Genomic DNA, 14,291 nt, shown 5'->3' on the forward strand with positions numbered 1-14,291 from the left:
ATAAAACAGCCCAGGGCGAGTCCAAAACTGAAAGCAGTCACTACTGACAAACAGACTGTTCTGATCCACATCGAACGTTTAGCTTTCGCCTTCGATTTTGATGCCTCGATGTAGCTAGTGATAGAGCCCTGAAGATCATCAAAACAGTTTTGCAATACTGCAAGATAGATTTTATCCATAACACCCCCTTTAATTTGATTGCGATGAATTCAATCAAGCATGGATGTCAACATTGTCAAGCTCAAAGAAAAAGCCCGCTGTCGCGGGCTTCATTCGCTACATCTTTCGCTTACCTGGTGCAGGTGTTTTCGACTGCACTTCCGACACAACGTCCAAAAGTTTTTTCTGCTGCCTGCGCCGCGCAACCTCAATCAAATGGTCGCACTGTTCTTCAAGTGTGGGCCACCTCTGGTCCGTCTCCCACTGCGGAATGTCCCCTGCTCCATTGGTGAAGTATCTTGCACGATTGTGCATCTGTAGCAGAGTAGCAGCGTCATGTGGGTTGATCTTGGATCCACCCTCCAGTTTTTCTTTTAACTCACCATACACAGTCGATAAAAACACCGATCGCAATCTCTCTGGACGCGAACTCAAAAACTTACCAGTGTGCGGATTCATTTCCACACCAACAAGGCTAGGCGCACTCTCATCAAGCCTACTGCAAACAAGATCCAAAAAACCATCGATGTCAAAATGTCTTTCCATCATGGGGTAGTCGTCAGTCTCTACAATCCTTTTCATCCACCGTCTGACCAAAAAGCAAAATACTGCACCTGATGAAAAACTAATGCCCAATGCGATCAACCCTATATAACTTGCTTCCATACTGACCCCCTATTTGATTGAGATATATCACACAATCATGGAAGCCAATATTGTCAAGCTCAAAGTAAAAGCCCGCCGAAGCGGGCTAATGGTTGCCTTTACATGCGCCGTTTTGGTCGGACTTCGGCATCCTCAGTTGCGACAGCAAGTTCACACAACAAGATATGCTTCTCTTTTTTTGCTTTGGCAGCGTCAACCTGCGCGACCAGGTTCAAGAACGATTGCCGACAATCATCTGCGATGATCTTTATATCTTGGGCGTCCAAGGTTTCACTGCCGGGCAATTGTAATTCTTTCTTTTCCAATCCGATTGAAGCAAAGGCATCAACAAGATCCACCAATTCCATATCGGTGCATCTAAATCCCCCACCGCTGTACTGATAGAATGTCCACAGAACTATTGGAACATTAGTCAACGCATCCGCCCGTGGTCCTTCGACTTGACGCGCACCATTCCGGATGAGAAAAGGGATCAAAAAAAATTTATCACGATAGATAGCTTCTTCCAATGGGGTCCGACCGTCGTCAGGCGAACGCGCGTTGATATCCGCCCCACATTCAAGTGCGAACGACAACATTTCCTTGTTTTTTTCAATCATGTGTGGGGCGGCGCACTCAACAATGCGGTTGAGTGTTGAGCATGTTTCTATGCCACTTTTTCCCACTCTGTAAAAATTGTAGTGCTGAGCCAAAGTTGGGTTATCCGTCACAAGCGACTTAAATGCATTCACATCATCCTGAAAGATGGAGCAAGACAGGCGGTTGCCATCGGGATCCTCTTTCAACTTGGGACGGATGACAATTTCGGGCTCGGTTGCGGGATGTTCTACAGATTTCATCCAACGGCGTATCGAAATATAAAAGACGGCACTCGCGGCGCAACCAATGCCAATTGCCAAACACCATATAGTAATTGCATCCATAGAACCTCCGTTTTATTGATATACATTCACTTAAACACGGATGGCAACATTGTCAATGGGTGCAATTGACACTTTAAAGCATCAAGCGCTTTTGAATGGGATAAAATCCCAATAAAGAAAAGCCCGGCTAAGCGGGCTTATCTCTTTTACATTTTACGTCGCATTTTTTGCACGGGCGCTTCCTCACCCACTTCCGCCAGGATTACGTCACGCTGTTGACGGTTTAAGGCATCTTGGACTGCATCTTTTCTGGACTTGTACACGTCTTCCATACCGGAACCTTTTCCAAGTGACATGTATTGCCGTTGTGCTTCGTCACTCATCACAGCGCCACGATCAATCAGCGCAACAATCCGATCAGCGTCGGGGATCTCCATCTTCATATAAGACGCCAAGTCAGCAGTTGGATTCTCTGAATGTTCAATCAAATAGTCTAACGCTCTTTTTTTAGATCCATATACAAGAAGATTCTTCACTCCATCAAAGTGCTTCACAACCTCATCCATGGGCCGTTGTCCTTCACCTTCGTCAACCGCCCCGAAGCTCCGCAAGACCTCAAACGTCTCAAATTTTCCGTTCAAAAGCGAAGCCAACACCAAGCTTTGCCCCTCGTCATTGAGTGCGCGGGGATCGTGGCCCATCAAAAGCATTTCGGTGACCGCTTGGGGGTTTGTCATTGCATGCATGTGATGGGCTTCAAAGATGTCGGGATGCTCAGTGACCAGCCTCAATTCAAGCGGCGCAAGCTGTTTGACGTTCTCGGACGCTATGTGATGCCTCTGCCACGCTTCTTCTTGTTGCTCCGGTGGACTATGGAAATAAACGTGATACGCTTTGACGCCTTCATCTTTGATGCCATACAGAACGTCCCCCAAAAGGTGTTCCGTGGGAATTCCACCCCTGTCTAATGCACGGTTGATTTTATCAACCGAATGGCACAATTCGATCACGGACAGTTCGTCGTAGTTGTCTGTGTCATCAAGGCTTTCCACACGACATTGCGCATTGGGATCCCCGCCCGCCTGCAACAATTTTTCGAATGTCCAGCCGCTCACCTTGTCCTCAAACGCGGCTAAACCACAGATGGGTCCGGTGTAGCGTATATTTTTCTCAGGGTATTCCCAGGTGATTTCATCGTTGGGATCGTGCTTGAGTTCGGAAAAATACCGCTCGACGTTGCCGGTTGTCAGCAAATCATAGATTTCTGCATCACTGTATTTGCGATTGATCCAGTGTGCGTGCGCTTCCACTGCGTTGCGCAGCACCTCTTGCTTCTCTGCGCTGGCATCCTCAAACGCATGGAACGTGATTGCATCAGGATATTCATCATACTCTTCCAACTCTTTGAACAATTGGAACTCAAAGCTGTCAAGCTCTGCCCCGCTGTCGATAATTGCTTGAAGCTTGGCGCTGTCAACCTTATCCGAGAATATCGCGTATTGAAGCGCGCCGCCCTCGAAGGTTAGCCCTGAACCCACATCTGCAACAACAGCGTCCCTGTCATTAACATTATGATGTTTAAAGTGCTCCACCAATTCATCGACTGTCGCCGTTTCGATGAATTCAGCCATCTCGCGTGCCGAAATTTGTGTTCGCATGACGCACCCCCGTTTATGTGATTAAGATGCCTCCAATCAAACAGAAAACCATGTTTTGTCAATGATGATTTGACGTTGAAGGCAACATAAAAAAGCCCGCCGAAGCGGGCTTTACATTTCAACATCTGGTTACATGCGGCGCGTTACCGATTGGCGGTTTCGGGGTTCGTCTTCAATGGCCTGCTGTAAAACACTTCGCTGTTCCAACGCCCGTTGCTCTGCTCCCAAATCCAGGTTCATGCTCCCAACAGCTTGGTTGTAATCCTTACCAAAGAACACTCGATCCGCGACACGTACAGCATTCAGGTCATCGGCAGTTTGACCATCATTATTTTTGATTGACGGGTCTGCACCATTTTCGACCAGCAACTTCTGACACTCCCCACAGTCCGTGTTGTGCAGTGGCGTTGAACCAAACTTGCCTTGATGATTGACATTCGCACCAGCGTCGATCAATAAACGGACCACCTCAATATCATTGATACGCGCGGCTGCGTTCAGTGGCGTATCACATCCGTCGCCATGCCAATCTTTGTCCTTGATATTGACATCCGCCCCGGACGCAATGAGTTCGTGGATGACGTTGTGAGCCTCATGATACACCGCAGCTGACAATAAAGACTCGCCATCTGAGTTGAGCCAATTTAGCTCAAGGCCATCCCCAATCATTTTCTGAACATACTCCACATCATCATTCCGGAGAGCTAAATCAAGTTTGTGTTCAAACATATTAAATTTAGTTTCACTGTTGTCTGTCATTTTCAGAAGACGACTGCACCAGTTGATTGGGCGTAATGGCTGTTGTGCAGCCAGCTCCTGACAGTTCAATATCAGAAGTGATCTGCACCAATCTCGACTATGCTCAATACTCGTGTGCACCAAAGCGAGGTGAGCATGGCGACGGAGGCTCTGTTGCAAAGATTGGCGGCAGTCAGAGGTAGGCTGTCGCTCTGCGCCGATCAGGCGGCTGCTGCGAAATGGTGGTTGAGCATGCCCATGGCCTCCGTCAGCGCCGAGGGCCCAATGCCAAAAGCTCTCTCCACAAGGCGCACCTCGCCCCTGATGCCGGGCTGCAGGCACCAGGGGCGAGCCTGTCCTTTGCGCAGGGCTCGCATGACTTCGAATCCCTTGATCGTGGCATAGGCCGTGGGGATCGATTTGAAACCGCGCACCGGCTTGATCAGTATCTTGAGCTTTCCGTGATCGGCCTCGATCACGTTATTGAGATACTTCACCTGCCGGTGGGCCGTCTCCCGGTCCAGCTTTCCTTCGCGCTTCAATTCGGTGATCGCTGCACCATAGCTCGGCGCTTTGTCGGTATTGAGCGTGGCAGGCTTTTCCCAGTGCTTCAGGCCTCGCAGGGCCTTGCCCAGGAACCGCTTCGCTGCCTTGGCGCTGCGGGTCGGCGACAGGTAGAAATCGATCGTGTCGCCCCGCTTGTCGACTGCCCGGTACAGGTAGGTCCACTTGCCCCGCACCTTGACGTAGGTTTCATCCAGGCGCCAGCTCGGATCAAAGCCACGCCGCCAGAACCAGCGCAGCCGCTTCTCCATCTCCGGGGCGTAGCACTGGACCCAGCGATAGATCGTCGTATGGTCGACCGAAATGCCGCGTTCCGCCAGCATTTCCTCAAGGTCGCGATAGCTGATCGGATAGCGACAATACCAGCGCACCGCCCACAGGATCACATCACCCTGGAAATGGCGCCACTTGAAATCCGTCATCGTTCCGTCCGTCCAATCTCCGCCAAGCATGCTCAAGCTTCACGATTTTTGCAACAGAGCCCACACGAGTATTGAGCATAGTCGAGATTGGTGCAGATCACTTCTGATATTGAACTGTCAGGAGCTGGCTGCACAACAGCCATTACGCCCAATCAACTGGTGCAGTCGTCTTCTGAAAATGACATTTGGTATCTCTCATAAACGGATGTTTTTGAGAGAACTATCTTCGGCCTTCACACGCACGAAAGGCGGCGAAGCTCCGCCGTTAATCCGTCCGCCGGAGATCTCGCCCAGGCAGGCTGAAGGCCGAGCAAGCCTGACAGGCCCGAAAAGCCCGGCACGGGCGTCGGCGGCGATGACGGCGGCGGCATTATCCAGGGTTGATGATGGAAGTGGAGGATATCGACAACCTCTCGCGCAACCAAGACATCGCGGTCGGACTGCAAGTGATCTTGAAGCCACGGGCCCGTCCCACCCCGACATGGACCTCGATGCCCGAACGGACGTTAGATTTCGAGTTCTAGGCGTTCTGCGATGAAGGTTGGATCCCAGCCGGGATTGAAAGTGTCGACGTGGGTGAATCCGAGCCGCTCGTATAGGCCACGCAGGTTCGGGTGGCAGTCGAGCCGCAGCTTGGCGCACCCCTGCGTTCGCGCGGCATGGCGGCAAGCCTCGATCAGCGCGGAGCTGACACCCCGGCCCGCATGTGTCCGTCGCACCGCGAGCTTGTGCAGATATGCGGCCTCCCCCTTGAGGGCGTCGGGCCAGAACTCGGGATCCTCGGCCGACAAGGTGCAACAGCCGACGATGCCGTCGCTGCAACTCGCGACTAGGAGCTCGGATCTCAGGACGAAGGTCTCCGCGAATGTCCGGTCGATCCGCGCGACGTCCCAGGCGGGCGTTCCCTTGGCGGACATCCACGCCGCAGCGTCGTGCATCAGCCGCACAACCTCGTCGATATCACCCGAGCAGGCGACCCGAACGTTCGGAGGCTCCTCGCTGTCCATTCGCTCCCCTGGCGCGGTATGAACCGCCGCCTCATAGTGCAGTTTGATCCTGACGAGCCCAGCATGTCTGCGCCCACCTTCGCGGAACCTGACCAGGGTCCGCTAGCGGGCGGCCGGAAGGTGAATGCTAGGCATGATCTAACCCTCGGTCTCTGGCGTCGCGACTGCGAAATTTCGCGAGGGTTTCCGAGAAGGTGATTGCGCTTCGCAGATCTCCAGGCGCGTGGGTGCGGACGTAGTCAGCGCCATTGCCGATCGCGTGAAGTTCCGCCGCAAGGCTCGCTGGACCCAGATCCTTTACAGGAAGGCCAACGGTGGCGCCCAAGAAGGATTTCCGCGACACCGAGACCAATAGCGGAAGCCCCAACGCCGACTTCAGCTTTTGAAGGTTCGACAGCACGTGCAGCGATGTTTCCGGTGCGGGGCTCAAGAAAAATCCCATCCCCGGATCGAGGATGAGCCGGTCGGCAGCGACCCCGCTCCGTCGCAAGGCGGAAACCCGCGCCTCGAAGAACCGCACAATCTCGTCGAGCGCGTCTTCGGGTCGAAGGTGACCGGTGCGGGTGGCGATGCCATCCCGCTGCGCTGAGTGCATAACCACCAGCCTGCAGTCCGCCTCAGCAATATCGGGATAGAGCGCAGGGTCAGGAAATCCTTGGATATCGTTCAGGTAGCCCACGCCGCGCTTGAGCGCATAGCGCTGGGTTTCCGGTTGGAAGCTGTCGATTGAAACACGGTGCATCTGATCGGACAGGGCGTCTAAGAGCGGCGCAATACGTCTGATCTCATCGGCCGGCGATACAGGCCTCGCGTCCGGATGGCTGGCGGCCGGTCCGACATCCACGACGTCTGATCCGACTCGCAGCATTTCGATCGCCGCGGTGACAGCGCCGGCGGGGTCTAGCCGCCGGCTCTCATCGAAGAAGGAGTCCTCGGTGAGATTCAGAATGCCGAACACCGTCACCATGGCGTCGGCCTCCGCAGCGACTTCCACGATGGGGATCGGGCGAGCAAAAAGGCAGCAATTATGAGCCCCATACCTACAAAGCCCCACGCATCAAGCTTTTGCCCATGAAGCAACCAGGCAATGGCTGTAATTATGACGACGCCGAGTCCCGACCAGACTGCATAAGCAACACCGACAGGGATGGATTTCAGAACCAGAGAAAGAAAATAAAATGCGATGCCATAACCGATTATGACAACGGCGGAAGGGGCAAGCTTAGTAAAGCCCTCGCTAGATTTTAATGCGGATGTTGCGATTACTTCGCCAACTATTGCGATAACAAGAAAAAGCCAGCCTTTCATGATATATCTCCCAATTTGTGTAGGGCTTATTATGCACGCTTAAAAATAATAAAAGCAGACTTGACCTGATAGTTTGGCTGTGAGCAATTATGTGCTTAGTGCATCTAACACCTGAGTTAAGCCGCGCCGCGAAGCGGCGTCGGCTTGGACGAATTGTTAGGCCGCATATCGCGACCTGAAAGCGGCACGCAAGACCTCAACCTTTTCCGCCCCGAGTGAGGTGCATGCGAGCCTGTAGGACTCTATGTGCTTTGTAGGCCAGTCCACTGGTGGTACTTCATCGGCATAGTAAAAGTAATCCCAGATGATCGCCTCCCAGCTGTTACAACGGACTGGCCGCCCGGCGATGACGCCCTCAGCCGCCTCTGGGCACGAGCCCTGCGGAGCCTCCGCGATTTCATACGCTTCGTCTGCCCACCAAGCAGGTTCGCAGTCAAGTAACTCATCCCCGATCTCCGCTAAGAATCCATAGTCCAACTCCTCCATGACGCGCCCGCCGAGCATTTCAACTATTGCCTCGAGCTCGCCGCGCCTCTCGCCGGGAAACGTCAGATCAATATCATCGTGCTTGCGTGTTACACGCCCTAGCCGTGCATCGATCGCCCAGCCCCCACCGATCCAGAGCGGCAGATTTCGCTCATCTGCCGCAGCTAGAATTTTGTGTATCAATGTGACCTGCGTTGTGTCCATGCGGCCTAACTTTGTTTTAGGGCGACTGCCCTGCTGCGTAACATCGTTGCTGCTCCATAACATCAAACATCGACCCACGGCGTAACGCGCTTGCTGCTTGGATGCCCGAGGCATAGACTGTACAAAAAAACAGTCATAACAAGCCATGAAAACCGCCACTGCGCCGTTACCACCGCTGCGTTCGGTCAAGGTTCTGGACCAGTTGCGTGAGCGCATACGCTACTTGCATTACAGTTTACGAACCGAACAGGCTTATGTCCACTGGGTTCGTGCCTTCATCCGTTTCCACGGTGTGCGTCACCCGGCAACCTTGGGCAGCAGCGAAGTCGAGGCATTTCTGTCCTGGCTGGCGAACGAGCGCAAGGTTTCGGTCTCCACGCATCGTCAGGCATTGGCGGCCTTGCTGTTCTTCTACGGCAAGGTGCTGTGCACGGATCTGCCCTGGCTTCAGGAGATCGGAAGACCTCGGCCGTCGCGGCGCTTGCCGGTGGTGCTGACCCCGGATGAAGTGGTTCGCATCCTCGGTTTTCTGGAAGGCGAGCATCGTTTGTTCGCCCAGCTTCTGTATGGAACGGGCATGCGGATCAGTGAGGGTTTGCAACTGCGGGTCAAGGATCTGGATTTCGATCACGGCACGATCATCGTGCGGGAGGGCAAGGGCTCCAAGGATCGGGCCTTGATGTTACCCGAGAGCTTGGCACCCAGCCTGCGCGAGCAGCTGTCGCGTGCACGGGCATGGTGGCTGAAGGACCAGGCCGAGGGCCGCAGCGGCGTTGCGCTTCCCGACGCCCTTGAGCGGAAGTATCCGCGCGCCGGGCATTCCTGGCCGTGGTTCTGGGTTTTTGCGCAGCACACGCATTCGACCGATCCACGGAGCGGTGTCGTGCGTCGCCATCACATGTATGACCAGACCTTTCAGCGCGCCTTCAAACGTGCCGTAGAACAAGCAGGCATCACGAAGCCCGCCACACCGCACACCCTCCGCCACTCGTTCGCGACGGCCTTGCTCCGCAGCGGTTACGACATTCGAACCGTGCAGGATCTGCTCGGCCATTCCGACGTCTCTACGACGATGATTTACACGCATGTGCTGAAAGTTGGCGGTGCCGGAGTGCGCTCACCGCTTGATGCGCTGCCGCCCCTCACTAGTGAGAGGTAGGGCAGCGCAAGTCAATCCTGGCGGATTCACTACCCCTGCGCGAAGGCCATCGGTGCCGCATCGAACGGCCGGTTGCGGAAAGTCCTCCCTGCGTCCGCTGATGGCCGGCAGCAGCCCGTCGTTGCCTGATGGATCCAACCCCTCCGCTGCTATAGTGCAGTCGGCTTCTGACGTTCAGTGCAGCCGTCTTCTGAAAACGACATTGTCCATAAAACCCCTTAAAATAATTGAGATGCACTCAATTAAACATGAACTGCAACATTGTCAACATCGAAACGCCAATATAAAATCTAAGGCGCTTTTGAGTGTGGATAGAATCCCAATAAAAAAGCCCACCGAAGCGGGCTTATCTCTTTTACATTTTTCGTCGCATAGCAAATTGTTGTTGTGATTCACCCAGCTCTTCCACAAGTTTTCGTTTTGTGGCTGCGCTTTCCAACAAAAGTTTAGCTTCATGCCGATCTTCACCCCTGGAATCCACTTGGTAAGGAAGCTTGTCATCTGCGTCCCGAACAGTGGGATCGGCCCCAGCGTCCAACAGATTTCTAATACGCTCCAAATTGTTACCTTCGTACATCATCTTGTGCAGCGCGGTATCTCCAAAGTGATCTGGCGCGCTCAGGTTAACACCGAGATCTCTCATGATTTGAGCGCCATTGGCCGAGGAATTTTTCGCAATAAATTCCGCACGGCATTGATCCAAGAACGTTTCACCATCGTTGTTCGGAATACGAACCGAAGCTCCCGAATCAACAAGCCGCTTCACATTGTGAATGTCACGCACATAACTTAGTGGCGTGTCACCGTTCTCATCCTGAACATTAAAGTCGTAACCCGCAAGAGCCAGTTCATCAATTATTGCTGCACTTTCATTGTTGTTCTTTAAGTGGAAGAAGTGCCTGGGCTCTATCAAGTCGAAATATTTTTCTGCGATAAAAGCGCCACCCGTTCCTTCTCGGAATAAAGAGAGGATATGCGACTCTTTTGCGCTGGCTCCACTTTTGACCAACAGTTCAATGCGATCTGTGCCGTTAGCAAGATCTACCAATTCCTTGCCGTCACCCTTTAAAAACCCGTCACCGTAGTAATCAGACTTACGAACTGGCGCGTTCACATCGGCACCCAATTCAATCAAATCCCTCATCACATCAAGAACGTTATCACGATCAAAATTGTTGATACTCTTTGATGCAACATAAGCAAGTGGAGTCAGTAGAGTTTGACTCGCACCACCACTCACATAGAACGTCTCATTCACATCATGAGTTTGAAAATACTCTTTAATTTCCTCGCGATCCAACGCCGCGTCCCACTCACTGGTTTTGAGCAATTCATGTATTCTCATGTCAGTCATGCATCACCCCTTATATAGCCTTAAGACATCATCAATTAAGCAGAAGATTGAACCTTGTCAATACAAAAAAAAGGCCACCGTGCGGCGGCCTTAATGATGCTGGAGATCTCGTTCCTTATTAGCTTCTAAGAAATCGACTGACGCTATCCTTGCCCACAAAGAAAATTTGATCGATAGATGGGATGCACAGATCATCACCAGAACAGATGTGACCTACCCCATCATCACAATTGAGAATGATGGCAGTTTTTGTACCGGCAACAACGCGGCCACTGGGGGCAACAGACCAGTCCCGCTCTCCGCTCAGCCGCATTGCATAGCGCACGCGGATATAGGCGTTTATGGTGTTCAGTTGTGCGCCTTGAAATCGAATTTTTGCGACCGACAACGCCAGTTCCAGGGCTTGTGGAAGCTGCTCGTTGGCTATTCCATCGATCACCGCCAAGTTGTTTGCAACAACATCAAGTTGTTCGTGACCAATATTATTGATCAGATCCAGTAGGCTTGGAAAATCTTGACGTTTTCTAGTCGCCTGCTCGCCTTCATGAGTGATTTCTTGAACACTACGCGTGCGTGCGTCAATATAATGGATCGACAGGGGAACGTAGTCCAAATCGAACGCCAGACGGTCATCTTCCTCCATTGGCTCGTCTCCAAAGAAGACGACATGATTGTTCACAGCAAACGAATGGATGATGCCTTCTGGCGAAATAGATGCCTTCACATTTGAGAATGGATTTGACTCATCCAATTCTCGACCATTTTGCTTGTAAAGCAAATCCCGTCCGGCACAGATGGCTGCAATAGCACAGCGGCGAAGATCGTTTGGATCTATGTCAACGTGACGGCTTTGATAGATACCCTTTACAACAGCCCCCAGCATTGGGTCGGTTGAATCTTTAAAAATTGATCCAGCCTGGGCGCGCGCCTCTGTCATTGTGTTCGGACGCTTGTATGAATCCCCACTGGCCTTCATTCGCTCCATAAAAGACACGACGTGATTACCATCATCTTCGTCTTCCAAACCTTGCAGCAGCCTCTTGAACTCTGAAAGCTTGGAGATTAGTTCTTCTGGCGTTGATGGCACATCATCGGAAACGGAGGATGTGCCGCCATACTCTGCATTCCATTTTGCGCGGTAGTCCTTGTACGTCTCGTACAGGCAAACAGACAGATCTTCGTACGCAATGACTGCGTACTTCCCATTCTCTGGCACATCAATTTCAATTTCCGCCAATTCAGAGTGACGCATTGTGAAGGCCACAATGTTTCCATGGCGCGGGTCAACCATTCCTATAATTCCAGCATCCTGATTGAGTACCGGCTGCATATCCCCGGAATTCGCCCACGCCGATAAGATATTTCTGGATTGGTGAATAAGCCACACATAACGCTCAACCAAATTGTCGCGCGAAAGCACGTCATCTTGAGTCAACTCACCCGAATTGATCATGCGTGATGCAGACTGCATCTCTCGCTGCGCAACACCATCATCGCGCTCAAATATTTTCTTAAATTTATCACTAAGATTGGCAATACTCACTAATAACCCCTTTGTAACGCGACAGATGCTCCTGCCGCATGGTCCATTTGGTGACGCTGTAAGGTGCAACGGTTGCGGATCCAAAGCCAATCCATCCGCGTCCGAACTCCATGTTTGCCTTTTCTACAACCTGCATTGCAGGGACTTTTGGTACATGCCGGTTCAACTCTTGCGTACCCTCTGATACGTCGCGTGTCACGTCACCGCATGTCCGTTCGCGGCCCAGTTTGACAGTTGTTAATTATAACGGGCAGCGTACAATTCAATCCGCACTCACAACCACACAAGGAAATGACCGTGCGACCATAACTTTACAAGGAAAAATAATTATGGACCTATACTCAACTCTAATTCTCATCTCAGCAATGGCGATTTACGGACCCGTTGAAAATCTCAAAATCATACTTAAGATAGTCAAAGAAATCGGAAAAATCATTGGTTGATTGGAAAACTATCGGCACTGGCAAGCAGCCCAATGGACGCATTGGACTGTTGCTCTCATGACCTACAAATCAGCTCGACAGCCCAAAGTTAAAGTGCTGGATCCGCCTCATTCCGCGTCACGGCGAGAACTTCACCCGTCCGGCCATCCACAATGCCGACGGCAATCAGGTCACCCAGCACCACCGATTTCTCAATGGCAAAGCTCCCAGGGCTGTCCATCGTAGCGGCATGAACATCGGTTCCTTGAGCCAGATATGGGCTTCGCAGCCTGTACTGGAACACCACCATTGCGTGTGGCTTTACGTCTCGCGCCTGGTTCGGATCCATGAGCATGGACATTGCCTTTGTCCCATACGCGCTTTTGAAGCGGTGGTAAGGAAGCTTTCGGTGAAATGCGTCCATCTGCTCGCTGGTGAAGCCAACGGATGCTGCTTTTCCAGTGGCATGTAACCCATCCACGCTGACACCCAAAGCATTGGTCATCACTCGGTCGGAAATCACGCTGTCCCATTCATCGGAGACAACATCCCTCACAGTGATCCGCCCATGAGCCGTACGGAAAATGCGGGTGCCGGAGGCTGCTTCCACATTGGCCCACAGCGTTTGCGAGTCTGCGTCGTAGTCAAAGAGCGCACCATCGCCTTTGGAGGAGACGCACAACTGCCCATCTTTACCTGGAACATCAAGCGAGCCGATGAACTCGCGTAGCTGTGAGTCGTGCCGCTCCGTGGATGTGAATTCATCCTTGAGGGGCGTGTGAGCGAGCAGTTCTACAAGCTCACGGGTTGGATGTGCTCCAACAGTTGATCCAACGATCAAATTGCACCGCTGTGATAGGGGAAGCGGTGCAGCGTGTGCGCTGCCGACACCTAAGACAATAAGAGCAAGCCATTTCATCGGGAAAAATCCTTTTATTGATCCAACCAGCCAGGGCGTCGGTAGAAGCGTCCGCGCTCCAACAACTTATCCAGCCTTGTCACCCTCTTACTTGCCGCCAATCGTGGGGCTCTTTTCTTGAACTCGGCGAACGCGTGCTTTGCGGCATCCAAGTCCCCCTGCCCCATATACCACTCGACAATCGTAGTAATGAAGTAATCATTGACCGGCTGTGATGCATCCATTGCCTTGAGAACTTCACCAAAACGGCCAGTCTCGCCACGATAGGGATCAAGCTCGTACTGCAATTGTTGAGCGGTCAGCGCCGCCTGAAATATTTCTGACGCTGGCTTCTTGCTACCAACAAATGCATAAAAGGGTCGGATTGCTCTTTTCTTGTCGTTCTCTTCTTTGAGTGCCTTGTAGTCCATGCCTCTGTAGAAGCTCGATTGATTGAGCAATCTCGTGTTGTACATCTCAAGCATCTGCTCAAAAATGCTGTGGATGTGTGCTTCTGACAGGCCCACTGCTAGGACGACAACACGGTATTCGCCGCCCAATCGCTCGCGAACGAACCATTCCCAGGCAATGCCACCGTTCTTCTGCCACGCGTAGGGGCCACGACCGTAACCGGCGTAGAACGGTACGCCCTCTGCGTCCACGTGCAGCCAAGCGTAGTGCTTGTGGTGGTGCGGCAACATCATCCATTGAGTCTGCGAGACGCACGCCTCTTGGGTGTACGACGCAAGCAAAGGCACTTCAACACTGATCTTGCTCACACCAGATGCCTTGGCTTGAGCAATCAGTTCTTCAATATCAACAATCTTGAACGTCACCGCG

14 protein-coding genes are annotated in these 14,291 nt (G+C 52.4%); 1 reads left to right on the forward strand and 13 read right to left on the reverse strand.

What is annotated here, in order from left to right; translation table 11 throughout:
- Positions 1-276: 276 nt before the first annotated feature.
- The 9 genes from H4O10_RS10995 to aadB all read right to left on the reverse strand — a co-directional run bounded on the left by H4O10_RS10995 (position 277) and on the right by aadB (position 8,075).
- Positions 277-825 carry a hypothetical protein gene (locus H4O10_RS10995; protein ID WP_143570083.1) on the reverse strand — a complete coding sequence of 183 codons (549 nt, stop codon included), beginning with the start codon at positions 823-825 and terminating at the stop codon, positions 277-279.
- A 98-nt stretch (positions 826-923) separates the two neighbouring features.
- Positions 924-1,748 (reverse strand): hypothetical protein, encoded by an 825-nt coding sequence (locus H4O10_RS11000; RefSeq protein ID WP_143570084.1) that lies wholly within the window; start codon positions 1,746-1,748, stop codon positions 924-926.
- A 146-nt stretch (positions 1,749-1,894) separates the two neighbouring features.
- Positions 1,895-3,319 carry a hypothetical protein gene (locus tag H4O10_RS11005; protein ID WP_099476149.1) on the reverse strand — a complete coding sequence of 475 codons (1,425 nt, stop codon included), beginning with the start codon at positions 3,317-3,319 and terminating at the stop codon, positions 1,895-1,897.
- A gap of 156 nt (positions 3,320-3,475) precedes the next feature.
- Positions 3,476-4,105 carry an ankyrin repeat domain-containing protein gene (locus tag H4O10_RS11010; protein WP_310734141.1) on the reverse strand — a complete coding sequence of 210 codons (630 nt, stop codon included), beginning with the start codon at positions 4,103-4,105 and terminating at the stop codon, positions 3,476-3,478.
- 200 nt (positions 4,106-4,305) lie between these two features.
- The gene (locus tag H4O10_RS11020) at positions 4,306-5,070 is read right to left on the reverse strand and encodes an IS6-like element IS6100 family transposase (RefSeq protein ID WP_001389365.1); all 765 of its coding nucleotides are present in this window, start codon (positions 5,068-5,070) and stop codon (positions 4,306-4,308) included.
- Positions 5,071-5,576: 506 nt separating this feature from the next.
- Positions 5,577-6,077 carry a GNAT family N-acetyltransferase gene (locus tag H4O10_RS11030; RefSeq protein ID WP_000376623.1) on the reverse strand — a complete coding sequence of 167 codons (501 nt, stop codon included), beginning with the start codon at positions 6,075-6,077 and terminating at the stop codon, positions 5,577-5,579.
- A 127-nt stretch (positions 6,078-6,204) separates the two neighbouring features.
- The gene (sul1, locus tag H4O10_RS11035; RefSeq protein WP_000259031.1) at positions 6,205-7,044 is read right to left on the reverse strand and encodes a sulfonamide-resistant dihydropteroate synthase Sul1; all 840 of its coding nucleotides are present in this window, start codon (positions 7,042-7,044) and stop codon (positions 6,205-6,207) included.
- Positions 7,038-7,385: a quaternary ammonium compound efflux SMR transporter QacE delta 1 gene (locus tag H4O10_RS11040; protein WP_000679427.1), complete on the reverse strand. Its 348-nt coding sequence runs from the start codon at positions 7,383-7,385 to the stop codon at positions 7,038-7,040. The genes sul1 and H4O10_RS11040 overlap by 7 nt, the downstream gene beginning before the upstream one ends.
- Before the next feature lie 156 nt (positions 7,386-7,541).
- Complete coding sequence (gene aadB / locus H4O10_RS11045; RefSeq protein WP_000381802.1) at positions 7,542-8,075, reverse strand: aminoglycoside nucleotidyltransferase ANT(2'')-Ia; 534 nt, start codon at positions 8,073-8,075, stop codon at positions 7,542-7,544.
- Between the two features lie 145 nt (positions 8,076-8,220).
- Between aadB and intI1 the strand changes: the two genes are divergently transcribed.
- Positions 8,221-9,234, forward strand: coding sequence for a class 1 integron integrase IntI1 (gene intI1, locus H4O10_RS11050; RefSeq protein WP_000845048.1), 1,014 nt, complete (start codon positions 8,221-8,223; stop codon positions 9,232-9,234).
- A 355-nt stretch (positions 9,235-9,589) separates the two neighbouring features.
- Here the strand turns inward: intI1 and H4O10_RS11055 are convergent, their stop codons facing one another.
- The 4 genes from H4O10_RS11055 to H4O10_RS11075 form a co-directional block, all read right to left on the reverse strand.
- Complete coding sequence (locus H4O10_RS11055) at positions 9,590-10,588, reverse strand: hypothetical protein (RefSeq protein ID WP_143570050.1); 999 nt, start codon at positions 10,586-10,588, stop codon at positions 9,590-9,592.
- A 118-nt stretch (positions 10,589-10,706) separates the two neighbouring features.
- Positions 10,707-12,131: a hypothetical protein gene (locus H4O10_RS11060; RefSeq protein WP_143570051.1), complete on the reverse strand. Its 1,425-nt coding sequence runs from the start codon at positions 12,129-12,131 to the stop codon at positions 10,707-10,709.
- Between the two features lie 531 nt (positions 12,132-12,662).
- The gene (locus tag H4O10_RS11070; RefSeq protein WP_143570052.1) at positions 12,663-13,472 is read right to left on the reverse strand and encodes a hypothetical protein; all 810 of its coding nucleotides are present in this window, start codon (positions 13,470-13,472) and stop codon (positions 12,663-12,665) included.
- 14 nt (positions 13,473-13,486) lie between these two features.
- Positions 13,487-14,287, reverse strand: coding sequence for a hypothetical protein (locus H4O10_RS11075; protein WP_099476019.1), 801 nt, complete (start codon positions 14,285-14,287; stop codon positions 13,487-13,489).
- Positions 14,288-14,291 lie beyond the last annotated feature (4 nt).

This window comes from Stenotrophomonas sp. I18B00994, assembly GCF_014145825.1.
In the GTDB taxonomy this organism is placed as follows: Bacteria; Pseudomonadota; Gammaproteobacteria; order Xanthomonadales; family Xanthomonadaceae; genus Stenotrophomonas; species Stenotrophomonas maltophilia.

Excerpts from the sequence above, each read along its gene's own strand:
- H4O10_RS10995 (WP_143570083.1), bottom strand. The coding sequence starts at position 825 with ATGGAAGCAAGTTATATAGGGTTGATCGCATTGGGCATTAGTTTTTCA.
- H4O10_RS11000 (WP_143570084.1), bottom strand. The coding sequence starts at position 1,748 with ATGGATGCAATTACTATATGGTGTTTGGCAATTGGCATTGGTTGCGCC.
- H4O10_RS11005 (WP_099476149.1), bottom strand. The coding sequence starts at position 3,319 with ATGGCTGAATTCATCGAAACGGCGACAGTCGATGAATTGGTGGAGCAC.
- H4O10_RS11010 (WP_310734141.1), bottom strand. The coding sequence starts at position 4,105 with ATGACAGACAACAGTGAAACTAAATTTAATATGTTTGAACACAAACTT.
- H4O10_RS11020 (WP_001389365.1), bottom strand. The coding sequence starts at position 5,070 with ATGACGGATTTCAAGTGGCGCCATTTCCAGGGTGATGTGATCCTGTGG.
- H4O10_RS11030 (WP_000376623.1), bottom strand. The coding sequence starts at position 6,077 with ATGGACAGCGAGGAGCCTCCGAACGTTCGGGTCGCCTGCTCGGGTGAT.
- sul1 (WP_000259031.1), bottom strand. The coding sequence starts at position 7,044 with ATGGTGACGGTGTTCGGCATTCTGAATCTCACCGAGGACTCCTTCTTC.
- H4O10_RS11040 (WP_000679427.1), bottom strand. The coding sequence starts at position 7,385 with ATGAAAGGCTGGCTTTTTCTTGTTATCGCAATAGTTGGCGAAGTAATC.
- aadB (WP_000381802.1), bottom strand. The coding sequence starts at position 8,075 with ATGGACACAACGCAGGTCACATTGATACACAAAATTCTAGCTGCGGCA.
- intI1 (WP_000845048.1), top strand. The coding sequence starts at position 8,221 with ATGAAAACCGCCACTGCGCCGTTACCACCGCTGCGTTCGGTCAAGGTT.
- H4O10_RS11055 (WP_143570050.1), bottom strand. The coding sequence starts at position 10,588 with ATGACTGACATGAGAATACATGAATTGCTCAAAACCAGTGAGTGGGAC.
- H4O10_RS11070 (WP_143570052.1), bottom strand. The coding sequence starts at position 13,472 with ATGAAATGGCTTGCTCTTATTGTCTTAGGTGTCGGCAGCGCACACGCT.